Here is a 24,710-nt window from a genome sequence, read left to right as displayed (position 1 = left end):
CATATGTAGTCCACCTGGGAAGCCAAGGCAGTACTTCTGACACGTCAACCAGCACTGTTGTTGCGAATACGTGCACCCTTACCATGCCGACGAAGATCGCTATTCATTCACCATACGTCGGGATTCCGATGCCTGCCGGTAGCGACTGCCTAACGGCCGGGGTGACCGAAGCACGATGGGAAGCAAGGCGACCCGACGGCGTTCTTGCATACAAAACCTTCTTCCGCTTCGGTCACGCCGAAACTCTCCACATATTTAATGGCGCGCCTTTGGCCATCTGGACATGGCAGCCCGTTGGAGCATTAGGATCTGGCGACGCAACCCTGCAGAAGGCGAGCAACGCTGCCGCAACCCCGACTCCTGGCCATGCCAGTGCGACTCAGCCTCGACTGACAAGTGTTTCTCTTGCTCAGAACACTCCGAAAACCGATGTACGCATGGACTCATTCGTGGATCTGGTCACGTACCCGCCATCGAGTGGCACGATCGGGCTTTGGGTTCACGGCATTCGATACGCCATTACCCCCAATGACTACATCCCCTGGGGTGGCGCAGCGGGATCATTCCAATATCGACCTGTCGGCGGGACGACCTGGACTGTGTTGAAGAGTTTCACGACAGATTCGCAAGGCCAGTTCCGCTACAACTACAGTTGGCCGGGGAAACGCCAATACCGTGCTGTAATTTACGACCAGCAATACATATTTGGCTTCATCAGCCCAACCGAGACCAACTAATCAGGATTTGACGCTGGCTCTGCAAGTGGCGAGGTAGCTAATTCGCTGACTGAGGGTCTCGTGAACGTCAATATCACCCGAAATGCACTGCGGTGGACTTGGAGGCACGGCGCAGATCCAGCTAGCCTACTTGGGCTGAGCTGGACCACCGTGCCTGCCTCCAAGTCCAGCGCGACGTATAGGCAAAGGATCAGTCTGCGATCATTGGTCAGTGAGCGTGGGGCCTTCGAGTGAGCCGCCTGATCTAACGGTGGGAACATCCGCGGAAACCGCCTCGGTCTTTAGCAACTCAGCGATCGATCCGTGACCCGCCAGAACGACATCCGGCGCGATCTCTGAAAGGGGCACTAGGACGAAGGCGCGTAAGTGCGCTCGGGCGTGCGGCAGGGTCAAGTCTGGATTGTTCTGGACAATCTGTTCGTTGCCATCCCAGACCGCGATTACGTCAACGTCGAGAGTCCGCGGGCCGAATTGACGTTCGGGGTCCCGGACTCGTCCGCCGGCCTCCTCGAGTTCATGTGCTAGCTCGAGCCAGCCATCCGCAGAGATCTCGTCGCCGTCTACCAGGACCACGGCGTTCAGGTACTCAGGTTGGTCGGGATCTCCCCATGGCGGCGTCCAGTAACTCCCGGACACCTTCACCAGGTGCTCGGCAAGCCCGTCGAGCGCCTTGCGTAAGTTGGCTTCCTGGTCTCCCAGGTTCGACCCCAAGGCGAGTACTGCACGGGTCATGCCGTCGTCTCCATCTGTAGGAACTGGCGAAACTCGCGAGCCGCAGGCTTGATCTGATCGACCGCGGGAACCGCCCTGTACGTGTCCCAGGCTAGGTCGGTCACCACATTGATCCGCTGCTCTTTCGGGAGCCCCGCTAGAACACTGAAGGCATGCTGCACGCCCTCGTCTACGGAGCCGTCTTGGACTATCGCGGTGGCGCGTTGCAACTCAACTTGGCCGCGCCGGCGGGTTAGCTCTGGGGGCAGTCCGGCAAGTGCAGCGTCAGCAACGCGAAGAGCGTTCTTGGCATCGCCCAGGAATGTATAGACGTACAGCTCAGTGAAGGTCGTCCGCGACTCCGGCCAGCCGAACTGGGAGGCCTCTTCGCGGACTACGTCGCGAGGTAGGGCAGCTTGGACATCTGCGAGTTGATGTAGGGCGGAGACAGCCTGAGGCTGCAAGTGAAGTCGGCCGGCCACCTCGGCGTACGCAGCAAGTGCGCAGGCGCGCTCAACCGTTCCTGGCAAGGAGATCTGCACAGCCTCACGTGCTGACCTGAGGGCATCCGGAAGGGATCGCCGTTCGTAGAGTGCGCGCATTGCATCACGCCCGCGTACCCACACCTGAACCTGTTTCGAGCCGGATGCGTCGGCGGTCTGGCGGGCAGTTCTCCACCAGCGAGGAGCCGCCACCAGGTCGCCGGAGTTCGCGAGGACCTGAGCCATCAAGGCGCATAGATGTGCAGCCGTCCGAGACAGCTGGCGCTGAGCGTTCGCGTCGCACGGCACGTTGATTTGCTTGCCCAGCAGTGCGAGGTCTGCGGAGATCGCAGGCAGCATGACCGAGGGAGCGGCAACGTGGTAGAGGTGGCCGTAGTCGCGGACGATGGATTCCCATTCTTCGGGTCCTCGCATGTGGCCGTCCGCCAGGACGCGCCTGACGTTTTCGAGTCCGTCCAGGCCGGCGGATGCAGCTACGCCGGTGGCGGCGCCTAGGAAGCTTCTTCTGTCCACGTCGTCACGTTCCTCCGAGTTCCGCGAGTGCAGCTCCAGGGCAGCGCGCTCCGCGGACGCCAGCCGAGTCAGGTATCCCTCAGCGCCGAAAAGGTCATCTACCTTCTCGGCCACGCCCGCGCTCGGGACGGACTTGCCGCTCTCGATCCGCGACAGGTGGCTGTAGTCGTAGGTGATCTGACGACCAAGTTCCCGAAGCGACATGCCGCGCGACAGCCGCAACGCGCAGTACCGCCGCGAACGAACCGTCACCCATGCCGTCTCCTCACCGTCCCGCAAGTCAAGGCTACGTGCTGTGTTCGACCGTTGACAGTGTCGCTCAACAGTCACGCAACGTGGCAACTGTTCTCTCTCGGTCACCGTCGCGCAACGCTACAGGTGCTGGTTCATCCAGCTCCAAATCGCCAACCGACGGAGCGAGACCGCGTGATCCCTGAGATGTGGGCAGTCATCTGCATCACCGCCGTACTGGCGGTGTGCATGGTCCGCGACATCGCCCGCAACTACCGGGACGACTGATGATCGACGCCTTCCCGAAGCCGCTCGCGGTCGCCTATGTCAGCGCGCAGACGCTCCCCACGGACTCCGCGCTACCCAGGCTGAAAAGTGACATCGCAGAGTTCGCCACCGCCCGCGGCTTCATCCTCCTCATGACCTTCGTAGAGGAGCCGGAGACGGCGCCGGCCCGCATTCGGGGAGATGGTCCAGAACGTCTGGAGAGACGGCGTGAAGACAGTGATCGTGCCGAGCGTGGTCCACCTAGCTGCACTGGGCAATCCGGTCGTGATGAAGGCCCACCTAGAGCACCACATCGGCGGGAAGGTGCTCTTCATGAACCCCGCCCCCTGATCGACGGAGCGAGCGTGCCGGTCCCTGCGCCCGCGCTCGCTCTGTCTTCCAACTGAACGGCTCACGGCTTCGGACCCCGAGTGAGCCGTTCTCCGGCGGGAGGAGGTCCCACTCCTCAACAGCCCACCACCTCACGGGCTGGGGACCTGCCCCGCCAGCGACCCTCGGTCGGTCTTCTCGCCGGCCGGGGGTCGCGACCTTTCAAACACGTTGCCCGTTGGCGTGGTGGGATCCGTGTAGACATGACATGTGGTGGTCAGCCTGGTGACTTGGTGTCGTGGATCCAGAACGCGAGAAGTCGGGTCGTTCCGCCGAAGCCTTGACTGCGCTCATATCGCAACGAGTTGGTGCGGCGAGGGGCATCGTTGCCCTGATTCCTTCTAGACTCCACTGAACGCTGAGGCCGCGCCGGATGTAGGAGTCAGATGAGCGTCATTGAGGAATATCTTGCCGCTTATGAACGCCAGTTTGACTACTGGGAGGGCGCCGCGCAAAGAGCCCGGTTGATGCTAGAGGCCGGTATGAACAGTTCAGGTCTTCGCGCGATCGCGACTAGCAGGGCGAAGTCGGTAGACCGGTTGGCAGAAAAAGTTCGCCAGCGCAACAAAAAGAAGCACTACAGGACTGTCGAGGAAATTACCAAGGATGTTGTCGACCTCGCAGGCGTACGAGTAGCGCTGTACTTCCCGGGACAGACGGAAGAGGCTGAACAACTGATCCGATCCCTATTCAACGTGGAGGGGGAGAAGAAATTTCCGCGAGATTCGCCTCCTCGCCGTGAGGAAGATCGTTTCTCAGGGTATGCCGCACGTCACTTTCGTGTCCGGATTCCCGAAGGGGTGCTGCCTGAGCAAGAGATTCGTTATAGCACTGCTCTCATCGAGATACAGGTGGCCTCCGTCCTCATGCATGCTTGGTCCGAGGTAGAGCACGACCTCGTGTACAAGCCGCTGGATGGCGAACTCTCGTCCGCTGAGTATGCACTTTTAGATCAACTCAACGGCTTGGTCCTCGCTGGAGAGATCGCCCTTGAGCAACTGCAACTTGCTGGTGACCGACGTGTTGCAGAGGCGGAGACTCCATTCCGTGACCATTTTGAGCTCGCCGAGTTTCTTCGCAGTCAACGCTCAATCATCGGGCACCACCTCACCGACGCAGCGCTTGGCCGAGTCGATATCCTCTTTGAGTTTCTTTCGGAACAGGACCTTGCCCGAGCAAAGGCCATCGCGCCATATCTTGAACAGCTCGATAACGACTTCGAACAACGGCCTGTGGCGGAACAGCTAAGTGACCTCATGCTCTCCGGAGATTTAGACAAATACGAGGCCTATCGCCGCGCCACGTCAGCAGCGCGTCACCCGTCCGGTAGGAATCAGCCCGAAACGTTCTACGAGAGCAATGAGCACGCCGTCGCCTTCGAGCAGTTCATCCGGACCTGGGCTGAGTTTGAGCAGGCGCTGGCTGTCCGCGTTCCCAGCGAGCGTCGAAGGCCACTCGCAAGCACCGTGAAGGCAGCCCTAGAGCACGACGTGATTGACGACGAGACGTTCAGAAACCTGCGCATGCTCCAGGACATGCGAAACCGGTTGGTGCATGGTCCCCAAGACAATCACGGCACTGCCCTCGACGTACCCATGGGTCGACTCACCTGGGCGGTAAACTTCCTCCGGCAACTCATCAATGAGTTCCAGATCCACTAGTGGTTCCGAATGCGCGGCTCTATGACCAGAGAAGCGTCTGGCTGTGGTGTGTCATCAAGCAGAGTCCAGATGGCGGCTGCCGAGTTGACCTCTTAAGAATCAAGGCGCGCCGCAAGCGGCGGGAGCCGGGCTTACGACCTGCGGGCCGACGCCCTCACCCCCGCCGACAGGCCAAACGGCGTACCGGATTCTCAAGCGGTCTTCCGCGGCTGCCGGTCCGGCTCATCTCCGTGCGCCAAGTACTGGCCGGCGGTTTGGCCTCGTCCCCCTGGCCGCTCGATTGTCCGGTCAGACCGCCGCGCATCAAGAGCGCTTCACGTCCCTGCGGGATCGGCAAGCCGACTCTTGACCCACGACGCCCTGCCCTGGGGTGGCAGCTATCAGGGGGACGGGGCAGATGTGGCGTTCGAGCGGTCAGCTAGGCAGCTCCTGAACCTTCGCTCTCCAGCTGACGATAATTGCGACACCGCGGAGGTACTGACTAAGGGCACCAGAAATCTTGTTACCGACCTGCTTGAGATCCTTGGCTACTTTCTGAAGATCCCGCGAGTTGTGCATCATTTCTGTTACCGCCGCCGTCGTTCCCTCTGCCACATCCGCTAGGCCCGTGATAGCTGTGAGATATTCGCGGGAGCCTTCAAGCTGCTCGGGGTCCTCGGCGAGAACGCCGAGTATGTACTGGGTGGCGGCATCGACTGAGTTAATGCTCGTTGCGAACCCATTGATTTCAATCTCTAGGTCAGACGCCGGCTGATCGAGATCCTGTGCGAGCTTGCGAGCGACCTGAAGCCGATGTGCAAACCCCTTGGCTTGTTGATCTGGCGCGTTCAGATCAGCTGCTGCACTAGAGACAACTTCGCCAATGATCTCAATGAGTTTCGCGGCCGCGTCCAGGCGCACGCCGATATCCGTCGTCCCCTCTTCGCCCTCGGCCAGCACATCAATGAACCCAGGGACATCCGGCTCAACCTCTGAGGAGTTTGGGTCCAACGCGGCAGATTCCGGACCATACGATGCAGGTTCTCCCGGCTCGGGCGCGAGCTTGTTCCATACACGCGTCGCAGTTACAGGCGAATAGTTGCCGGCTAGGCCGTCTCTCAGAGTGTCAATGAGGTTGTTTCTGGCCTCAATGAGGCCAGCCTCTGTGCGTTGGAACTGAATCGTTCGGATCGTGTTGATGTCGAAGGGAAGGCGCCCATGCTCGCCGAGCTGGACTGTCACTTTGTCTCTGGTGTGCCGAACCCCCAATTCGTACATCACATTGGGATTCCCGCCCGTAACATCCGCAATAACTATGTCAGCGTCTCGAAGCAGCTTGAAAATCTGCTCGGTTATCTCTCCGGGCTCTGCAATCTTGTCGGAGCGTGTCGGTGTGAGGCCAAACTGATTGCAAGCCGCCTCGAAAACTTGTTCCCACATGACGACCGAATTTTCGTAGGTCGTTCTCGACTCTGTTCCGAGAGGGAGGAATTTGCTACCGATAGGACTAATCACGAAGCATGTAAGTCCCGCGCCAAGCTTGGAATCATCTTGGGCAACTTCAATTTCAGACATTATTCCCCCACAATTAGATGCGCGCTCTGGCCCCCCAGGCCCGCTATGAGTCTACTGAGAGTGACCGGATTGTGAAGGGCGAGTGCATACCGATCTGGTAGTTCTTTGAGCGGTCACCGCTCGCGAGGAGCACTCAGCAACCTCCGGCGCGCTCCACGGTCCCTGATCCCCCCGCCGGGAATGGCTCGCTCTGCGGTGTCATGCGACCGAGCGCTGAGGCAGATGGCATCTGAGGGTCAAGATTTCAGCACTGGAAGGCGAGACGGCGGCATGAATTTGAAGCTGGCGGGCCTGTACCCCAGTCGTACCCCAACGGCCGCTCACAGGGAGCTTGCGAACGCAATCCACAGCCCACGCGCTGAGCACCAATGCTGCTGGAGAGCTGTCGGCGCAGGCTCCTACGGATCAGAAGGTTGGGGGTTCGAATCCCTCCGAGCGCGCCAGCAAAACCCCAGGTCAGCCAGGTGGATGACCCGGGGTTTTCGCGTTTCCGGAGCGAACTTGCTAACGCTGCTGCTAATACGGCACCAACCCTGACGCCTCCGGGCCGTCTTCGTCCTCGCCCAGGTCCTCGTAGACCTGGTCGGGCCGCAGCGGCGAACACCTCAGCGATAGATCACATGGGCGTAGACCCGGAGCGTGACGGACGGTCCGCGTGGCCAAGCTCTGGACGCCCGAGGAGCAACGCGAGCCGCCATGTACCTGCACCGCCTGATCGTCCGGCGCAAGTACTCCGGACTCGGCACCGACGTCATCGAGTGGGCTTGCAAGCGAGCCGGTGATCTCGGCAACAACTGGGTCCGGATTGACGTGTGGACCGGCAACGTCGGCCTCCATCGCTACTACGAGCAGCGCGGATTCCAGCACGTCCGGACCCTCGACCTGAGCTACTACCCATCGGGTGCCCTGTTCCAGCGGAAGGCCACCGCCCGCCAACTGATGTGCGACAGGCTAGAAATCTCTCCACGTGTCGGAGCAACGCACGGATCTGCCGATGAGCGGAAAGCTAGCCTTCACAGAGGTTGGCTGGCCAGGCATCATCGGCGGCATGGAATGCTGGGGGACCTTTGGATCTTGAAGGTGTCTATGTCCAACGTGCCGGTTGCTCGCCCGAAGATCGTTTGTCTGTGCGGTTCCCTGCGCTTCAGCAGGGAGTTTGCGACCGAGCGCACGCGCTTGACGCTCGATCTGGCGATCGTCCTGGCTCCGGAGGCCACCGAGGCGTCTGTGCTGGACCCTTTGCTCGTCCGCGCGTTGGGAGAGCTGCACCTCCGCCGGATCGACCTCGCAGATGAGGTGCGAATCGTGAACCCCGGTGGCTACATCGGGGTGGCCACCCGCCGCGAGATCGCGTACGCCGACGCATTGGGCAAGCGCGTCACGTACTTCCACGAACTGGCTACGAGGGACAGCTAGTCGGCTTCTCCGACCCGATCGCCAGCAGACAGCATGCATGGCCCGGCCTGCTTGTCGGCTTCGATGCCCGGTTCACGAAAGACGCACGGACACGCGGCCGTCAACTGAACGTCCGCTCACGCCGCGATCCGTGCCTTTCGGCTGTCGCAGATCACCTGGCAGACGAGTGTCGCGCATCTGCCGACGCAGCAGCAACAACCAGTTCCACCGTCGCCGGGGCGGTGGCTCGTGGTGAGGCCTTCGGCCGGCGTGATCGTGGTTCGAACGCCGCCTCGCCCTCAACGCGGTAGCGGGCCAGCAGCTCGAACAGCCACGACCTGGACACGCCGTACTGGGCGACCACCTCGGCCACAGACCGCTTCTCCACCACGACCGCGGTAATCACCAGACGCGCTTTCGACATGCCCGACTGTCCACGAAGTGTCGCCGATGTCTTGAGACATCAGTCCGGTATGTCGTGAGACACCCGTCCGGGATGTGTTGAGCCACAACACCTCCGAGCGCGCTGCACTAGGCCCAAGTCATTCAGGTGGATGATCTGGGCTTTTGTGTTTTCCGGGACGTGACAGAAGGGCGGCCGATTGGTCGGCCACCCCTCCGTACCTCAATGTCACTCCTCTTTCTGCTCTCCGAAGAGGGAGTCGAGCGGTGGAGTTAGTTGGTTTTGGGTTGTGGTTTGAAGCGGCGGATTTCGTGGGGCCAGCCGCATGCGTCCGCGATCTTGGCCGCCCAGACTTTGGCGGTGTCGTCGTCGGGGACGTCTACCAGGGCGAAGCCGCCCAGGAACTCCTTGGACTCGACGTACGGGCCGTCGGTGATCACCATGTCGCCGCTGGTGGGGTCGGCGTTGTAGATCGGGCCGTCGTCTTCCTCCAGGGCCGCCGGCGAAGACGTAGACGCCGGCGGCCTTCATCTCGTTCACGACCGCCATGGCAAGTGGCCCGCGCCCGCGGAACCACTCCTCGGTGTGGTCACCCACCCACTGCTGGTTGAAGTAGATGAGGTACTCGGGCATGGCTGCTCCTTCGGGTCGAGCGGACCCTACGTCCGCCTCCACCTACGCTACGAACGGCATCCGGCTGATTCGACAACCGACGCCAAGAGTTTTCCACGGGATCTCCGCCGCGTGGCGCAGCCGAGTTCAGGAGCGGCGGAGTTGGCCCAGCCAGCGGCGGGACAATTCAATGAGGAGCGTTCGCCGCAGCACCCGCCACATCACCAGCAGCTTCGGGTAGTCGAGAAGGATCACGGTGTCGGCCGCTCCGTAGATGAGATCGTCTTCGTAGTACGGAGCGCCGTCCAGGATCCAGAGCTGCTGATGGGCCAGCTCGCCGAGAGCTTCTCGATAGTCACGCGGCCCGAGTACGCCGAGTGCATCGCGCTCGATCAGAGGCAACCCGGTGCAAGTGGCCAACTCCCTGGACAGGGTTGATTTGCCGCTGCCCGCACAGCCAAAGACCACAACCCGCTCCACGCCCACCAGGATGCCATCGCAAGCGATCGGGGCAGGTGTGGTGGTCCACACGGGTTGCTGGTCGTAGCCTCCCCGTTTGGAAGCGGATGCGCCTAGGCTCGTAGATCGGTGGCCGATACTTGCCGGCCAGCTCAAAGATGCGCTCGCCCGCGACAATCAGGCCGGATTGGCCAGTCAAGTGGACGGGCTGCGCATCGTTGAGACGTGCGGCTGTGGCGACGACTTCTGCCAGAGCTTCTACACGGAGCGGGCGCCCGAAGAGGCCTACCCTGCGGATCGACACCGCAATTGGTTCCCCGAGCGGGTCCGCGGACTTCTGGCCGACCTTGTCAGGGGAGCAAACTCGTCATCGGCCGGCGAGTTCAGCGGGTGAGGACCACCTGCCGAGCCATTGCTCGGTGCCGTAGTCCTCGTACCGCTCTACCTCGGTGAAGCCCAGCTTCGCCGCGAGGCGCATCGAGGGGGCGTTGGCCGTCTGGGTGCGGAGTACGACCGACTCGTTGGGAAGCGCGCCGGCGAACCAGTCGAGCGTCGCCGCGCACGCCTCGGCGGCGTACCCGTATCCCCACGCCTTCGGCAGGAACAGGTAGCCGAGCTCGGCCTCAGGGCGTTCTGGATCGTGCCGGTCGAGCGTGACCGTGCCGATCATCGCGCCGTCGAGATCGACAACGAAGAGGCCAGGGCGCCGCCTGGGCACCTCTGACACTCCGGCCTCGAGTACGTCACGCGATCGAGGTCCACCGATGTAGATCCCGACCTCAACCGAGGTGAACAGCTCGATGACCGCCGTACGATCGCGGACCTCGGGTTCACGGAGTACGAGCCGCTCGGTCCTGATCGGAGCAGGCGGCCAAGCGACGGATCCCAGGTCAGCCATCCGCGCAGACTAATCGACGATCAGACCACCGGAAGCGGGACCTGAGCCGAACCTCGAATTCCGATGCCTTGGGCAACGGCCTCGGCGATCGCCCTGTGGTCCTGTAGTTTCCGAGGCAGAACACGGGTACGAGGATCGGGAGGGATGATGTACGGAGGATTGGCCAGGTTCGTCGTGAAGCCGGGCAAGCGGGACGAGTTCCTGGAGATCGTGCGGTGGAGCGCCCGGATCGCCAAGGAGAGTGAGCCCGGCACGCTGCGGATCGACGCGTGGGAGGTCGAAGCCGAACCAGACGTCGTCTACGGCTACGAGGCGTACACCGACCGCGAAGCCTTCGAGACGCATATCCAGAACGAGGCGGTCCAGAAGTTCGGCCAAATCCTCGACACGCTGGTCGAGGGCTGGACGATGGTCATTCCCTTCGGCGACAGCGTCGCGTCGAGCGCCGGCGACTAAGCTCGCCCGGGTGCCGAAAACTGGGGATGCGACGACGCGGCTTGCCGTACTACGAGGCAACTCTGGATCCGGGAAATCGACCACCGCACAGGAGATCCGGCAGCGGGTCGGCCGCGGTGTCGCCTGGATCGAGCAGGACTATCTGCGCCGGATCCTGCTCCGCGAACACGACCGGCCAGGCGTTCCGAACATCGGCCTGATCGACCAAACAGCGCGGTACGCGCTCGATGCCGGCTATCACGTCGTACTGGAAGGCATCTTCTACACCCCGCACTACGGCGAGATGGTGCGGCAACTGATCGCCGACCACGCCGGCATCACCGGTGTGTACTACTTCCAACTGCCGTTCGACGAGACGATCCGGCGCCACTCCACCCGTCCCCTGGCGAAGGTCGTCAACGCCGAGCAGATGCGCGACTGGTACAACCCTTGCGACCTCCTCGGCGTACCAGGCGAGCAAGTCATCGACATCTCCAGCACCCTCGACGATACCGTCACCCGCGTCATCCGCGACCTCACCTGGACCACCGGCGGCACCACCGCCCACCCCATCGAGAACTAGATGGACACTTTGAAGCTCGTCGACGGCCACGCCCGCTTCCGTTCCCTCCGGCTGCTCAGCCGCGAAACCGCGCAGATTCTCAGGCAGTGGTGAAACTCGGTGCGCGCCGGCACCGCGTTCACATAGGTTGGCGGTTGTGGAGTACTTCGTTTATGGCCGCGATGTCCCCGGCGCCGGCGCGCTCAAGCAGAGGCTGGCTGAAGAGCACTGGGCGTTCATGGACCAGTACGCCGAGGGGATGGTCGCGCGCGGGCCGACATTGACCGGACAAGGCGACGACGCCGAGTCGACGGGCAGTCTGCACATCGTCGACCTCCCGGATGCCGAGGCCGCTCACGCGTTCGCCTACGAGGAGCCGTACTACCTCGCCGGCGCCTTCGAGTCCGTACTGCTGTGCCGCTTCGACAATCTCCTCGGCCGCAAGATGTGGGACTTCACCGATGGGGTCGAGGGCAACGACCGATTCCTCGTCATCACTACCGGCGAGCCCGCACCAGTCCCGTCGAAACACCTGATCGTGTACGGCGAACTGCTCACCCTCGACGGCCGAACGCGACTCGGCCACGCCGCCACGGTCGAAGCCCCAGACCTCGAGTCCGCCGCGAACCTGCTGCCGCCCGGCGAACGCAGTACAGAAGTCTTCCCTTGGACCTTCGGCGGCAGGCGGTAACTTCGATGGTGGGCCCTTTCCCAGGACCACCGAGGAGTGTGGGACCGATGAGCTCGCGTTTCGACAGCATCGTGCGGTGTTCGGCAGGACACCTGTTCACCACCAAGTGGATGGCACTCGGCTCGTTCAAGGCCATCCGCCTAGGCCCAGTGCGCTACCAACGCTGCCCGGTCGGCCACCACCGGTCCCTGATCAGACGAGTCGACCCGGGTTCCCTGAGTAGGCAAGAACGAGCCACAGCCGCCCGGATCCGGGACACCTCCGTCATCTGACGCACTGGTCCAGTGCCCACCTAGCCACAAGCAAGAGCCGAGACTCGGCGACCGGGTCGAGCGGGGCTGGCCAACCCGTCCAGCACACCTCGGCGGATCCGCGAACCACTCCGCTTTCCCTTGAGCCACGACGAAGGAGCAGCGTCCTGGGGTGGGTCGAGCCGGCGACGCAGGAGCCGCGAAGCGGGCGTACGTAGTACTAGGTGGGGATGCCCGTCGGCCACCACGGGGGGACGTTGGCGGGGCAGATGGGGGCGGGGGTGAAGTTGGGGGTGCCGGCCCAGGAGTAGAGGGCCAGGTCGGCGATGGCGATGGCGATCATCGCGGCCAGGAGGGCGGTGAAGAAGCCTTGGCCTTTGCGGGAGAAGCGGTAGACGGTGTTGAACAGGACCAGGTTCACCACGAACGCCACCGGGATGCCGACGAAGAACAGGGTAGGACCGTTGCCGACCCCGTTGAGGTGGACTCCGCACGCCTTCCACGACTTCGACGTCAGCACCAGGAGCCCGAAGCCGGCACCACCGCCGACGACCAGGGTCAGGAACGAGTCGACCTTGCTGCCTTTCGCCATGTCGTCACGGTAGGCGACGCGGCGGCCAAGACCGGCGAAACGCCCGGAGGACCTGGCCGATCACAGTGCGTACCGGTGTTTTTCGTGCGGAAAGCGATTGTCGGCGGAAATTTGTGACGGGCCTCACTCGCGAGCGGTTCTCAACACCACTTCCAGTCGCGTACGGTTAGTACCACTTGCACACTGGTATATGCCCACTGGGCACACTGGTCTGCGAGAAACGCACCGTCAAGCCAGCTGAATCGAACCGCCGGAGACCCCGGCGGCCGACGTCGTACCTCCTCAACGGCGAGGGGCCAGCCGCCGTCGGCCCGATCGCGAGAGGGAATGAGCCGCCGATGACGACAACCGCCAGCCCTGCCCATACCGAGACTGCCCTCGGTGTCGAGAGCCCGGTCACCCCACCGACCTTCGACCTGAGCCACGCCCCGACTGAGCACGCGGGCCTGCTGGCCTGGGTTGCCGAGGTTGCCGAACTCACCCAGCCCGACCGGATCCACTGGGTCGACGGCTCCGAGGCCGAGTACGCGAAGCTCACCACCGAACTGATCGCCGCCGGCACCGTCGTCCGACTCAACGACGAGTTGAAGCCGAACTCGTTCTGGGCCCGCACCGACCCGTCCGACGTCGCCCGGGTCGAGCAGCGCACCTTCATCTGTTCGGTCGACGAGGCCGACTCCGGCCCGACCAACAACTGGATGGCGCCGGCCCGAGATGAAGGCGCTGATGACGGAGCTGTACCGCGGCAGCATGCGCGGCCGGACTCTGTACGTCGTGCCGTTCTGCATGGGCCCGTCGACCGCCGAGAAGCCGATGTTCGGCGTCGAGATCACCGACTCGGCGTACGTCGTCGCCTCGATGCGGATCATGGCCCGCAGCGGCGCCGAAGTACTGGCCAAGATGGGCACCGACTCGAAGTTCGTACCGTGTCTGCACTCGGTCGGCGCACCGCTGGCTCCCGGCCAGAAAGACGTGCCGTGGCCGTGCAACGACGAGAAGTACATCGTCCAGTTCCCCGAGGAGCGGACGATCTGGTCGTACGGCTCGGGCTACGGCGGCAACTCGCTGCTGGGCAAGAAGTGCTACTCGCTGCGGATCGCCTCGGCGATGGCGCGCGACGAGGGCTGGCTGGCCGAGCACATGCTCATCCTGAAGCTGATCTCGCCGGAGAAGAAGGTCCACTACATCGCGGCCGCGTTCCCGAGCGCCTGCGGCAAGACCAACCTGGCGATGCTCGACCCGACCCTGGAGGGCTGGGAGGTCGAGACGCTGGGCGACGACATCGCCTGGATGCGCTTCGGCGAGGACGGTCGCCTGTACGCCGTGAACCCCGAGTTCGGGCTGTTCGGCGTCGCCCCAGGTACCGGCTGGAAGACCAACCCGAACGCGATGCGCACGATCGAGAAGGGCAACTCGCTCTTCACCAACGTCGCGCTGACCGATGACGGTGACGTCTGGTGGGAGGGCTACTCGCAGACCCCGCCGAACCACCTGACCGACTGGAAGGGCCGCGAGTGGACGCCGGAGTCCGGCGAAGTCTCCTCGCACCCGAACAGCCGATTCTGTACTCCGATCAAGCAGTGCCCGATCATCGCCGACGAGTACGAGGACCCCAACGGCGTACCGATCTCAGCGATCCTCTTCGGCGGTCGCCGGGCCACCACGGTCCCGCTGGTCACCGAGGCGCGCGACTGGGACCACGGTGTCTTCATGGGCGCGACCCTGTCGTCCGAGACCACCGCGGCCGCGGTCGGCCAGGTCGGTGTGGTTCGCCGCGACCCGATGGCGATGCTGCCGTTCATCGGCTACAACGCCGGTGACTACCTGAACCACTGGATCACGGTCGGCAAGGACAACGACGCGTCCAAGCTGCCGAAGATCTTCTACGTGAACTGGTTCCGCAAGGACGCCGACGGCAAGTTCGTCTGGCCGGGCTTCAGCGAGAACGGCCGCGTGCTCAAGTGGGTCATCGACCGGCTGGAGGGCCAGGCCGCCGCGGTCGAGACGCCGATCGGGCACGTGCCGACGGTCGACGCGCTCGACGTGAGCGGGCTGGACCTGACAGTCGAGGCGCTGCAGACGGCGCTGCACGTCGACGCCGAGGAGTGGAAGGCCGAGATCCCGCTGATCGAGGAGTGGTTCGCCAAGCTCGGCGACAAGGTCCCGGCGGCGCTCAAGCTCGAACTCGACGCACTCAAGGCCCGCCTCGGCTAGTACTACGACCCGTTCGTACTACGAGTCGCTGGTTTCTCGGTGCAGCGCCCCGGTCTTCGGACCGGGGCGTTCCGCTGTCCCCAACAACCGCTTGCGTCCGAACGAGTGAGGGTCCTGCCCCTCGCCCCTTCGGACGCAAGCGGTGTCAGAGGCCGAGGGTCGACTCTCGCGGGACCAGCCGGGTGGGGAGTTCGAGGATGCCGTGCCGGCGAGTGCCGGCGATCGCCTCGAGGAGCAGTTGTGCGCTGTGGCGACCCAACTCCTCCAACTGCAGGTCGACCGACGTGAGCGGCGGCCGGCTCGCGAGTGCCATCACCGGCCAGTTGTCGTAGCCCGTCACGGCGATGTCTTCCGGAACAGCCCGGCCGAGTTCGCGAAGGCGATCGCAGGCCCCGCGGGCGATCTGGTCGCTTCCACAGGTGATCGCGTCAAGCTCCGGATGCCTGCGCAGCAACAGATCCGTGGCCTGCCGTCCCCACTGCTCGCTCCAGTCACCGAAGAGGACCTCGCCGGCGAAGATCGTCCCGGCGTGATCGACGACCCCGCTCGCGCGTTCGGCCGCGGAGCGGTGGTTGTCGGGCCCGGTCACGTGCGCGATCCGAGTGCGGCCGAGACCCCGCAAGTGCTCGACGACGGAAGCCGCACCTTGCTGCTCGTCGACGATCACCGAGGTATCGGCCCGATCTGTCGACGCGGCCAGCGCGTAGACAACTGGCAGGGAGACGTCGATCGGAGTCCGTGGCTCGGTGCGCCGGCCGGTGACGACGATCCCGTCGACTCTTCGCGCGGCCAGCGAGCGCAGATAGTGCTGCTCGCGCAGTGGGTCGTCCCGGGTGTCACACAGGATGGTCGCCAACTCACCGGCGCTGAGCACATCCTCGACGCCACGCATGATCGGGTTGCTGAACCGGCCCGAACTGTCGGTGGTGAGCAGCGCGACGGTGAAGGTCCGACCTGACTGCAAGGCCCGCCCGCGGGTATCTGGTGTGAAGCCGAGTTGGTCCGCGGCCCGGCGTACGCGCTCACGCGTGGCGGGGCTCAGCTGACCCGTGTCGTTCAGTGCTTTCGAGGCTGTCCCGACAGAGACCCCGGCCAGCGCGGCGACATCGAGGATGCGTGCCGGCTGTTGCTTCAGCACCGGCTTCCTCTCCACCATCATGTTTCCTTCCGCTGTCCGGGAACGTGCCGACGACTGTAGCAGGATCAGCCGGATTCCCCTTACGGAACGAGGATCTGGTCTTGACGAAGACTCGGCACGGTCTTACGTTGTCAGCACGGAAAACGTTTGCGGTTTTTCCGTCCCCTGTGTGATGCCCGCCCATTTACATCACGCGAAAGAGGACCTGCCATGCCTGATTCCCCTGTCGAAGGGATGCCCCGTCGTGACTTTCTCGGTGCCACTCTCGCCGCCGCCGGCGGCCTGGCGGTCGGTATGACCGCGACCCCGGCCGAAGCCGCCGAACCAACTGGGGGCGCTCAGCCCGCCGCCGCCACTCAGCCCGGGGCGGTGAGCGCTTCGATGCCGCCCGCGACCCGAGGCGGGTACTACGTCCCCAACCGCACGCCGCTGCAGCCGGTGCCGTTCCAGAAGCTGCCACCGGGAGCGATCGAGCCGCGTGGCTGGTTGGCGCAGCAACTCGATCTGCAGGTCAACGGCCTCTGCGGCCGGTACGACGAGGTCTCCGATTTCCTCGTCTACACGACGAACGGCTGGGTCGACCCGGCCAAGGACGCCTGGGAAGAACTCCCGTACTGGCTGCGAGGCCTCGGTGATCTCGGGTACGTCACCGGCGACGCCGCCGTACTCGCCAAGACGAAGCGATGGATCCACGGCATCATCGACACCCAGGCTGCCGACGGCTGGTTCGGCCCAGAACGGTTGCGCACCTCGCTGGAGAACGGACCCGACTTCTGGCCGGGCATGCCTTTGCTGGCAGCGTTCAGGTCCTGGTACGAGTACTCCGGCGACGAGCGGGTGATCCCGTTCATGACGCGCTATCTGCAGTTCCAGAACACGCAGCCGCCGGAGGTGTTCAACCGGTCCTGGGGCGCGTTCCGCTGGGGCGACAACATCGACAGCGCGTACTGGCTGTACAACCGCACCGGTGATGCCTGGCTGCTCGACCTGGTCCGCAAGATGCACGCCGGTTCGGCCGACTACACCAACGGCATTCCGAACTGGCACAACGTGAACCTGGCGCAGGGGTTCCGTGAACCCTTGCAGTACGGACTTCTGGCCGGCGACGAGAAGTACAGCGCGGCGACGTACCGGAACTACGCGACGATCATGGGCCAGTACGGGCAGTTCCCGGGCGGTGGATTCGCCGGGGACGAGAACTCCCGGCCGGGGTTCGGTGATCCACGCCAAGGTTTCGAGACGTGCGGGATCGTCGAGCTGATGCACACGTTCGAGATGCTGACCCGCTTCACTGGCGACACGGACTGGATCGACCGGTGCGAGGAACTCGCATTCAACTCGTTGCCTGCGTCGTACGACCCGCGTCAGCAGGTCATGCACTACATCACCTGCGCCAACAGCATCCAGCTGGACGAGACGGTGAAGCACGGGCAGTTCCAGAACGGTTTCGCCATGCAGGCTTACAAGTACGGCGTCCATCAGTACCGGTGCTGTCCGCACAACTACGGCATGGGTTGGCCGTACTACGCGCAGGAACTGTGGCTGGCGACGACCGACAACGGGTTGGCGGCTTCGATGTACGCCGCGAGCAAGGTGACCGCGCGGGTCGGTTCGGGAGTCGGGACCGAGGTCACTGTCGTGCAGGACACGGAGTACCCGTTCGACGAGACGATCAGCTTCACAGTGCAGGCGGCGCACAGCACACGTTTTCCGTTGTACCTGCGGATTCCTGGCTGGGCGACGGAGTTCTCCGTGTCGGTGAACTCTGCCCGGGTGCCCGCTGCCGCCCAAGGCGGGTGGGTCAAGCTCGATCGCACCTGGCGCTCGGGCGATCGGGTGAAGCTGGTGCTGCCGATGCGGGTCACTACTCGCGTCTGGACGGAAAATCAGAAAACGATTTCGGTGGACCGCGGGCCGCTGACCTACTCACTGGCGATCGACGAGCGCTACGAAACCATCGGCGGCACCACCGAGTGGCCCGAACTCGCCGTCTACCCGGCTTCCCCTTGGAACTACGGCTTGGTGGCAACCGCTGCTCACGGCGCGACCGGGTCGGGAGTGAGTGGCGCGGATGTCGCCGCGCCGAGCGCGGGTGATGGGGGTGGCGCTGCGGACGGAGGTGGTGGCGGGCGCGGAGGGTTCGAGGTTGTTCGGCGGCGGGTGGCGGCGGGGGCTGATCCGTTTACTCGGGAGGGGGTGCCGCTGGAGTTGAAGGCGCGGGGACGGCGGATTCCGGAGTGGGAGGCTGATAGCGAGGGTGTGGTCGGGCTGTTGCAGGGCAGTCCGGCGCGGTCGGTTCAGCCGATGGAGGACATCACGCTGATTCCGATGGGGGCGGCTCGGTTGCGGATCAGTTCGTTCCCGACAGTCGATGCCAACGGCATCCAATGGCGTCGCCGGAGGCGGATCACCGCGTCGCATGTGAACGACGGGGATTCGCTGGAAGCCGCGGACGACGGACGCGTTCCGTCCTCGTCTGCCGACCAGTCGATCCCGCGCTTCACCTGGTGGGATCGGCGCGGCTCGACGGAGTGGATCGAGTACGACCTGCGCGAGAGCCGGGAGATCTCGCAGGCTTCGGCGTACTGGTTCGATGACACCGGGACCGGGCAGTGCAGGGTTCCCGCGTCGTGGCGGGTTCTGTGGCTCGACGGAAACACCTGGCGCCCGGTCGACCAGCCCACGCAGTACGGCGTATTGCGTGATGCCTTCAATGGCGTTCGGTTCGCGCCGGTGCGGGCACAGCGGTTCCGGGTCGAGGCCGTACTCCGGCCAACCTTCTCAGGCGGAATCCTGAGCCTCGCCTTCAGCTGACTCGGCCGAACCTCCGCCCGCCCGGCCTCAGGTCCGCCTGAGGCTGGGGTGGGGCGGGCTAGGTTGGCGAGCATGGTGATACCGGAGAGTGCGCGCGAGGTACTGGAGTCGGATGCGCTGGGGCATCTGGTCACGATCAACCCGGACGGCAGTCCGCAGGTGTCGGTGGTCTGGGTCGGGGTGGACGGTGACGAGATCATCGCCGCGCATATCCCGGAGCATCGGAAGGTGAAGAACATCCGGCGGGACGCGCGGGTGGTGCTTTCGCTCGAGACGGACCGGATGAACGAGATGGGGCTGGTCGAGTACCTGGTGATCACCGGTACCGCGCGGATCACCGAGGGTGGGGCGGTGCAGATTCTGCGCGAGCTGGCCAAGACCTATATAGGACCCGATGCGGATTTTCTGCCGGGTGACGACGTACCGGCTGGGTACGTCACGCACATCACGGTGGACAAGGTTTCCGGCGTCGGACCGTGGGTGAAGGCATGAAGATCGGCGTGATGCTTCCGGTCGGCGACAACGAAGGACCGGACGGCGGAGTACCGAGCTGGGCGGAGGTTCGCGCGATTGCGCAGGCTGTGGAGACGAACGGGCTGGACTCGGTCTGGCTGGCGGATCACTTCCTGTACCGGCCGGGTGGTGGGGACGAGCGGACGTACGGGATGCATGAGGCGTGGACTCTGCTGACTGCTGTGGCCGCGGTGACGGATCGGATCGAGCTCGGGACGATGGTGCTTTGCGGGTCGTTCCGGGATCCGGGGCTGACCGCGAAGATGGCGGCGACGCTTGATCTGGTGTCGAGCGGGCGGTTGATCCTCGGTGTCGGCGCGGGGTGGCACGACCCGGAGTACGAGGCGTTCGGATTGCCGACGGATCACCGGGTCGGGCGGTTCGCCGAGTGGCTGGAGATTTTGGCGCGGCTGCTCAGGAAAGAGAACGTGACGTTCGATGGGAAGTATCACCAGGTGCGGGATGCGGAGCTGGTGCCTGCGCCGGTCAGGGAGATCCCGATCCTGGTGGCGGCTCGACGGCCGAGGATGCTGGAGCTGACGGCGCAGTGGGCTGATGCCTGGAACACGGCGTGGTTCGGGGTGGTGGATGAGCGGGTCAAGGAGCGGTTGGGTGAGTTGAAGGCGGCGACCGATGCTAGCGACCGGCCGGACGGGGCGGTGGCGCGGACGGTCGGGATCGCGGTGCGGGATCCCGAGCAGCCGGCGATCGATGAGCCGAGTCCGGGGGCGGTGGAGGGGACTGTCGAAGAACTGGCGGCGGCGTTGAGGGATTACCGGGGGTTGGGCGTCGATCACCTGATCGTCGCTGTGGAGCCGGTCACACCTCGGTCTGTCGAGCGGTTGGCGGAGGCCGCGCGGTTGGTGGGGTAACAAAGCAAGAAGGCCCCCAGGCTCGCCTAGGGCGGGCTTGGGGGCCTTTTCGTGCGGAGGCGGCGAGAACCGGCTTACGCCTCCCGAAATGCTCGCCTTTCTCCGCACATGACGAAGGGCCCCAAGCGCGCCTGCGGCGACTTGGGGCCCTTCGTCTTGTGCGGAGGCGGCGAGATTTGAACTCGCGAGAGGGGATTACCCTCAACCCGCTTAGCAGGCGGGCGCCATAAACCGGACTAGGCGACGCCTCCTCCGACGGTCCTTGCGGGACACGACGACGGCCAACACTATCCGGACAAGTGGCTCAGCGGCAAAGCGGGTACCGGACTCGCTGGGAGTGTCGCCCTGGTGCCCTGTAATCTGGCCGAATCGACGGGGGTCGAGGTCAACCAAGGAGGCCGTGTCGGCGTCTGAAGTACCGAGGGCCGGTTCATCATCGGTCCGGAACCGCCGCCACGTCGTCGATCAGGGAACGGAGCCATGTCGCGGAGTACTCGCGCAGCTGGACGTAGGTCCGCGCCAAGAGGCAGCCGATCACGTCAGAAGGCGCACCGGGCCCGTTCTGCCTCGAAGGCCATCGGGCTGACCCTGATCAGCGCGCTCATCCCGGGCTCCGGCTTCGTGATGGGCGGCCGCACCAAGCTGGGCGCGTTCATCATCACGCTCAGCCTGGGCCTGCTCGGCCTCGCGGCGTTCATCGGCCTGACACACCGTGACTCCGTCGTCGAGCTCGCCGTCGACCCGAGCCGGTTGCTGATCGCGACCGCCGTCGTCGTACTGCTCGGCTTCTGCTGGATCTGCGTCGTCGTCTCGTCCCACAAGCTGCTCCGCCCGGTCAGCGTGAGTGCGGTCGGCCGACTGGCCGGCTCCGCGTTCGTCGGGCTGCTCTGCTTCGGCATCGCCGTCCCGACCACCGTCGCCGCGCAGACCGTGATGGCGCAGCGCGACCTGGTCGGCAACGTGTTCCAGTCCGAGGGCGACTCCAAGAGCGCGACCCGGCCGAAGGTCAACAAGAAGGACCCCTGGGCGAACACTCCCCGGCTGAACATCCTGCTGCTCGGCGCGGACGACGGCGCCGGCCGCGAGGGCACCCGGACCGACACGGTGATGGTCGCCAGCATCGACACCAAGACCGGCGACACGAAGCTGATCTCGCTGAGCCGGAACTTCATGCGGATGCCGTTCCCCGAGGACTCGCCGCTGCACAAGTTCTACCCGGAGGGCTTCTGGGACCCGAGCCTCGGCAACGTCGAGCAGCCTGAGTTCTACCTCGACGCGATGTACCGGAACCTCCCGCTGGCCCACCCGGGTGCGCTCGGTCCGTCGGACAACGAGGGCGCGGACGTACTCAAGGTGTCGGTCGGCGAGGCGATGGGCCTCAAGCTCGACTACTACATGCAGGTCAACCTGCAGGGCTTCGAGCAGCTCATCGAGGCGCTCGGCGGGATCACCGTCAACATCAACTACAAGGTGCCGATCGGCGGCGACTACCGCGGCCCCGGCTCGGCCGACGACACTCTCCCCAGTCGCTACCTGCAGCCCGGCCCGAACCAGCACCTGAACGGCCACGACGGCCTCTGGTTCGCCCGCGGCCGGTACGGTCTGAGCGATCCGTCCCGGCAGGAGCGCCAGCGGTGCACGATCCACGCGATCGTGAACAGCGCGAACCCGGCCAACCTGGTGACGAAGTACCAGCAGCTCGCCTCGGCTAGCAAGAAGCTGCTCCGGACCGACATCCCGCAGGAGATCCTGCCGGCGTTCATCGACCTCGGTAGGAAGGTCAAGGGCGCCAACGTCTCCAACGTGGACCTGGACAAGGACAAGAACTTCCCGAGCGGGAAGAACCCGGACTACGAGGCGATGCGCGAGATCGTCAAGAACGCGCTCGAGACGAAGACCAAGCCGGTCGCCTCGACCCCGTCCAGCACCACCACGAAGAAGCCGGGCAGCACCAAGACGACCCCGGCGAAGACCCCGGCCGGCGGCACCGAGGACCTGAAGGACGCCTGCGCCTACCACCCGGCCAAGGGATAACAGTCACCCGGCCAAGGGATGACGAAGGGTCGCTGAGATCCTTACCGGATGCGTACGACGTACCGGATGCGGCCCGGGCGGTTTGTCGGGGTCCTGGCCGCGGGTCTGATCATCTTCGGCGTGGCCGCGATCGTCTGGGCGATCGGGCTGCCGTCCGTCGTGGTGGCGGTGTTCGCCACCCTGGGCGGCCTCGTCGTCCTGGCCGGCCTGTGGATCCTCGCCTTCCCTCCGATCCTGGTGAAGCTCGGCACCGACGACGTCGCTGTCCGGGGCCTGAAGACCGGCTGGGACCAGATCACCGAGGTCGGGCGGATGGAGACCACCCAGGGCCCGTCCATCGCGCTGCGGACCAAGCAGCAGGACGGGACGATCCTGGTCCCGCTCCGCTGGCTGGCGCCGGGTAAGGCGGACAAGCTCGAAGCCGACCTGCGGGACCGGCTGAACAAGGCCAACGGTTACACAATCTGGGACGGCACTGCCCCCGACGAGGCTGATCGCCCAGAATAGGCAGCAACGATTCGATCGCTTGATCTTTGGGAGTCCGGCTGTGCTTTCGTTCGAACTGTCGTACGAGGAACTGATCGCCTACCAGGGGACGAACCCCCGGCCGGACGATTTCGACCAGTACTGGGAGAAGGGCCTGGCCGAGCTGGGCGGGATCGATCCGGAGACCGCGTTCGAGCCGGCGACGGACTTCCCGCTGCCGTTCGCGCGGGCCGAGCACCTGTACTTCAACGGCACCGGCGGTTACCGCGTGCACGCCAAGGTGATCCGCCCGCAGAACCCGACCGGCCCGGCCGTGCTGATGTTCCACGGGTACGGCGGTGAGCAGCCGAAGTGGGTCGACCTGCTCCCGTACGCCGCGCGCGGATTCACCATCGCGGCGCTGGACGTCCGCGAGCAGGTCGCGTTCCGGACCACCTCGCAGCAGCCGAACAGCTTCTCGCTGCGCAACCACCTGGTCGAGGGCCTCGACGACGGGCCGGAGGGGCTGCTCTACCGGCACGTCTTCCTCGACACCCGGCGGCTGGCCGACATCATCCGCGCACTGCCCGAGGTGGACCCGGCGCGCGTCGCCACCACCGGCTGGAGCCAGGGCGGCGGACTGAGCCTGGTCGCGGCCGCGCTGACCCCGGAGATCAAGTACGCCGCGAGCGTCTACCCGTTCCTGACCGACTACCGGCGGGCCTGGGATCTGAACCTCGACAAGGATCCGTACAACGAGATCACCACCTGGTTCCGCAAGCGCGATCCGCGCCACCTCCGCGAGGAGGAGGTCTTCACCACCCTCGGGTACATCGACCTACAGCACCTGGCGCCGCGGATCCAGGCGGAGGTCACGCTGTACGTCGGCCTGGAGGACGAGACCTGTCCGCCGTCCACCCAGTACGCGGCGTACAACAAGATCACCTCCGCCAAGGAGGTCCGCTTGTACCCCGACTTCGGCCACGACGACCTGCCGGGCGCGATGGACGAGATCTACCAGCAGATCGGCGCCAAGCTCTGACCAGCCTGACGATCCTCGGTACTGCGGCCCCCTACCCGCTACCGGACCGCCCCTGCTCGGGTTATCTCCTGCAGGGCGGTGGCGCACGGGTCTGGGTGGACGCAGGGCCGGGTTCGCTGGCCGAGTTACTACGGCACACCTCGTTGGATCGACTGGACGCGGTCTGGTTGTCCCACTTGCACCTGGACCACATCGGCGACCTGCTGAATGCGTACTACGCCCTCAGCTACGGCCACCTGCCATCGCGGGCCGTGCCGCTCCCCGTCTATGCACCGGCAGCCCTTGCAACTCGCCTGGCCGGCTTCTTCGAGCAGCCGGACGCCGACTTCGTCAGCGACGTACTAGACCTCCAGTCGCTATCAGACGGCCACAAGCTGCAGCTACGGGGCCTCACGCTCACCAGCAGGCTGGTAGAGCACGGCATCGAGGCCTACGGGCTCCGAGCCCAGGCAGAGGGCGCCAGCCTGGCCTACTCGGGCGACTGCACGCCCTGTACTGCGCTGGACGAGCTGGCAGCGGACGTGGACCTACTGCTGTGCGAGGCGGATGTGGACGCGCCCAGCACGGTCCACCACACTCCAGAAGATGCCGGGTCGCTGGCCAGGCGTGCAGGAGTGAAGCGTCTGGTCGTCACCCATGTCGGACCGGCGTTGAGCCCGGAAGGGGCTACTGCGCGGGCCGCCGAGATGTTCGGCGGCCCCACAGTGTGTGCGACGGTCGGAGAGACCTTGAGTCCTTGGTAGACCTGCATTA

25 protein-coding genes, 1 tRNA gene and 1 pseudogene are annotated in these 24,710 nt (G+C 64.7%); 17 read left to right on the top strand and 10 right to left on the bottom strand.

All coding sequences use genetic code 11. The features are described from left to right. Positions 1–83 precede the first annotated feature (83 nt). The gene (locus F1D05_RS22120; protein ID WP_185442074.1) at positions 84–737 is read left to right on the top strand and encodes a hypothetical protein; all 654 of its coding nucleotides are present in this window, start codon (positions 84–86) and stop codon (positions 735–737) included. 201 nt (positions 738–938) lie between these two features. Here F1D05_RS22120 and folK read toward each other — a convergent pair whose 3' ends face one another. Both folK and F1D05_RS22110 read right to left on the bottom strand, forming a co-directional pair. Beyond that, positions 939–1,469, bottom strand: a complete 531-nt coding sequence (gene folK / locus F1D05_RS22115) for a 2-amino-4-hydroxy-6-hydroxymethyldihydropteridine diphosphokinase (protein WP_185442072.1) — start codon at positions 1,467–1,469, stop codon at positions 939–941. After that, entirely contained in the window at positions 1,466–2,716 is a 1,251-nt protein-coding gene (locus tag F1D05_RS22110) for a helix-turn-helix domain-containing protein (protein WP_185442070.1), read from the bottom strand. Before F1D05_RS22110 ends, folK begins: the two co-directional genes overlap by 4 nt. Positions 2,717–3,190: 474 nt before the next feature. Between F1D05_RS22110 and F1D05_RS42075 the strand changes: the two genes are divergently transcribed. Together F1D05_RS42075 and F1D05_RS22105 are read left to right on the top strand one after the other, a co-directional pair. Next, positions 3,191–3,313 (top strand): hypothetical protein, encoded by a 123-nt coding sequence (locus tag F1D05_RS42075; protein WP_281388709.1) that lies wholly within the window; start codon positions 3,191–3,193, stop codon positions 3,311–3,313. Positions 3,314–3,738: 425 nt separating this feature from the next. Beyond that, a complete protein-coding gene (locus F1D05_RS22105; RefSeq protein WP_185442068.1) occupies positions 3,739–5,013 on the top strand; it encodes a GTP pyrophosphokinase in 1,275 nt (424 codons plus the stop codon). Positions 5,014–5,427: 414 nt separating this feature from the next. Here F1D05_RS22105 and F1D05_RS22100 read toward each other — a convergent pair whose 3' ends face one another. Continuing rightward, complete coding sequence (locus tag F1D05_RS22100; RefSeq protein WP_185442067.1) at positions 5,428–6,567, bottom strand: hypothetical protein; 1,140 nt, start codon at positions 6,565–6,567, stop codon at positions 5,428–5,430. A 639-nt stretch (positions 6,568–7,206) separates the two neighbouring features. On the opposite strand from F1D05_RS22100, the gene F1D05_RS40635 reads away from it, so the two are divergent. Beyond that, a complete protein-coding gene (locus tag F1D05_RS40635) occupies positions 7,207–7,983 on the top strand; it encodes a GNAT family N-acetyltransferase (RefSeq protein WP_246485857.1) in 777 nt (258 codons plus the stop codon). 151 nt (positions 7,984–8,134) lie between these two features. On the opposite strand, the gene F1D05_RS22090 is transcribed toward F1D05_RS40635, so the two are convergent. The 4 genes from F1D05_RS22090 to F1D05_RS22075 form a co-directional block, all read right to left on the bottom strand. Next, positions 8,135–8,386, bottom strand: a complete 252-nt coding sequence (locus F1D05_RS22090; protein WP_185442065.1) for a helix-turn-helix domain-containing protein — start codon at positions 8,384–8,386, stop codon at positions 8,135–8,137. 251 nt (positions 8,387–8,637) lie between these two features. Continuing rightward, positions 8,638–8,808 carry a YciI family protein gene (locus tag F1D05_RS40630; protein WP_246485856.1) on the bottom strand — a complete coding sequence of 57 codons (171 nt, stop codon included), beginning with the start codon at positions 8,806–8,808 and terminating at the stop codon, positions 8,638–8,640. Positions 8,809–9,124: 316 nt separating this feature from the next. After that, positions 9,125–9,457 carry a hypothetical protein gene (locus F1D05_RS22080; protein ID WP_185442063.1) on the bottom strand — a complete coding sequence of 111 codons (333 nt, stop codon included), beginning with the start codon at positions 9,455–9,457 and terminating at the stop codon, positions 9,125–9,127. A gap of 346 nt (positions 9,458–9,803) precedes the next feature. After that, positions 9,804–10,334, bottom strand: coding sequence for a GNAT family N-acetyltransferase (locus tag F1D05_RS22075; RefSeq protein ID WP_185442061.1), 531 nt, complete (start codon positions 10,332–10,334; stop codon positions 9,804–9,806). Positions 10,335–10,481: 147 nt separating this feature from the next. On the opposite strand from F1D05_RS22075, the gene F1D05_RS22070 reads away from it, so the two are divergent. The 4 genes from F1D05_RS22070 (at position 10,482) to F1D05_RS22055 (ending at position 12,294) form a co-directional block, all read left to right on the top strand. Continuing rightward, positions 10,482–10,790: a putative quinol monooxygenase gene (locus F1D05_RS22070; protein WP_206685792.1), complete on the top strand. Its 309-nt coding sequence runs from the start codon at positions 10,482–10,484 to the stop codon at positions 10,788–10,790. A 10-nt stretch (positions 10,791–10,800) separates the two neighbouring features. Beyond that, on the top strand, positions 10,801–11,352 hold the full coding sequence (locus F1D05_RS22065; protein ID WP_185442057.1) for an AAA family ATPase: 552 nt from the start codon (positions 10,801–10,803) through the stop codon (positions 11,350–11,352). A gap of 136 nt (positions 11,353–11,488) precedes the next feature. After that, positions 11,489–12,022: a YciI family protein gene (locus F1D05_RS22060; protein WP_185442055.1), complete on the top strand. Its 534-nt coding sequence runs from the start codon at positions 11,489–11,491 to the stop codon at positions 12,020–12,022. Between the two features lie 47 nt (positions 12,023–12,069). After that, on the top strand, positions 12,070–12,294 hold the full coding sequence (locus F1D05_RS22055; protein WP_185442054.1) for a hypothetical protein: 225 nt from the start codon (positions 12,070–12,072) through the stop codon (positions 12,292–12,294). A gap of 199 nt (positions 12,295–12,493) precedes the next feature. Here the strand turns inward: F1D05_RS22055 and F1D05_RS22050 are convergent, their stop codons facing one another. Further along, entirely contained in the window at positions 12,494–12,865 is a 372-nt protein-coding gene (locus F1D05_RS22050; RefSeq protein WP_185442052.1) for a hypothetical protein, read from the bottom strand. A 338-nt stretch (positions 12,866–13,203) separates the two neighbouring features. Here F1D05_RS22050 and F1D05_RS43080 point away from each other — a divergent pair. Both F1D05_RS43080 and F1D05_RS22045 read left to right on the top strand, forming a co-directional pair. Beyond that, a pseudogene (locus F1D05_RS43080) lies at positions 13,204–13,518 on the top strand (phosphoenolpyruvate carboxykinase (GTP)); the annotation flags it as partial. 61 nt (positions 13,519–13,579) lie between these two features. Then, positions 13,580–15,079 carry a phosphoenolpyruvate carboxykinase (GTP) gene (locus F1D05_RS22045; RefSeq protein ID WP_246485855.1) on the top strand — a complete coding sequence of 500 codons (1,500 nt, stop codon included), beginning with the start codon at positions 13,580–13,582 and terminating at the stop codon, positions 15,077–15,079. Between the two features lie 145 nt (positions 15,080–15,224). Here F1D05_RS22045 and F1D05_RS22040 read toward each other — a convergent pair whose 3' ends face one another. Then, the gene (locus F1D05_RS22040) at positions 15,225–16,235 is read right to left on the bottom strand and encodes a LacI family DNA-binding transcriptional regulator (RefSeq protein ID WP_185442050.1); all 1,011 of its coding nucleotides are present in this window, start codon (positions 16,233–16,235) and stop codon (positions 15,225–15,227) included. A gap of 192 nt (positions 16,236–16,427) precedes the next feature. Here F1D05_RS22040 and F1D05_RS40620 point away from each other — a divergent pair, with 192 nt between their 5' ends. The 3 genes from F1D05_RS40620 to F1D05_RS22025 all read left to right on the top strand — a co-directional run bounded on the left by F1D05_RS40620 (position 16,428) and on the right by F1D05_RS22025 (position 20,416). After that, positions 16,428–19,031, top strand: a complete 2,604-nt coding sequence (locus F1D05_RS40620; protein WP_246485854.1) for a beta-L-arabinofuranosidase domain-containing protein — start codon at positions 16,428–16,430, stop codon at positions 19,029–19,031. Positions 19,032–19,103: 72 nt separating this feature from the next. After that, positions 19,104–19,523, top strand: a complete 420-nt coding sequence (locus F1D05_RS22030) for a PPOX class F420-dependent oxidoreductase (protein ID WP_185442048.1) — start codon at positions 19,104–19,106, stop codon at positions 19,521–19,523. Next, positions 19,520–20,416: an LLM class flavin-dependent oxidoreductase gene (locus F1D05_RS22025; protein ID WP_185442046.1), complete on the top strand. Its 897-nt coding sequence runs from the start codon at positions 19,520–19,522 to the stop codon at positions 20,414–20,416. The genes F1D05_RS22030 and F1D05_RS22025 overlap by 4 nt, the downstream gene beginning before the upstream one ends. A gap of 161 nt (positions 20,417–20,577) precedes the next feature. On the opposite strand, the gene F1D05_RS22020 is transcribed toward F1D05_RS22025, so the two are convergent. Continuing rightward, a tRNA-Ser gene (locus F1D05_RS22020) sits at positions 20,578–20,667 on the bottom strand. A 229-nt stretch (positions 20,668–20,896) separates the two neighbouring features. On the opposite strand from F1D05_RS22020, the gene F1D05_RS22015 reads away from it, so the two are divergent. Genes F1D05_RS22015 through F1D05_RS22000 form a run of 4 tightly spaced genes read left to right on the top strand, consistent with a single transcriptional unit; the run spans position 20,897 to position 24,700 of the window. Beyond that, positions 20,897–22,450, top strand: a complete 1,554-nt coding sequence (locus tag F1D05_RS22015) for an LCP family protein (RefSeq protein WP_185442044.1) — start codon at positions 20,897–20,899, stop codon at positions 22,448–22,450. Positions 22,451–22,498: 48 nt separating this feature from the next. After that, positions 22,499–22,957, top strand: coding sequence for a hypothetical protein (locus F1D05_RS22010; protein WP_185442042.1), 459 nt, complete (start codon positions 22,499–22,501; stop codon positions 22,955–22,957). A gap of 40 nt (positions 22,958–22,997) precedes the next feature. Then, positions 22,998–23,957, top strand: a complete 960-nt coding sequence (locus F1D05_RS22005; RefSeq protein ID WP_185442040.1) for an acetylxylan esterase — start codon at positions 22,998–23,000, stop codon at positions 23,955–23,957. After that, positions 23,954–24,700: an MBL fold metallo-hydrolase gene (locus tag F1D05_RS22000; protein ID WP_185449306.1), complete on the top strand. Its 747-nt coding sequence runs from the start codon at positions 23,954–23,956 to the stop codon at positions 24,698–24,700. Before F1D05_RS22005 ends, F1D05_RS22000 begins: the two co-directional genes overlap by 4 nt. The last annotated feature ends 10 nt before the right edge of the window (positions 24,701–24,710 follow it).

Source organism: Kribbella qitaiheensis (genome assembly GCF_014217565.1).
Taxonomy (GTDB): domain Bacteria; phylum Actinomycetota; class Actinomycetes; order Propionibacteriales; family Kribbellaceae; genus Kribbella; species Kribbella qitaiheensis_A.
The sequence above is the reverse complement of the archived record's forward strand: the minus strand, read 5'-3'. Positions and strand labels throughout refer to the sequence as shown.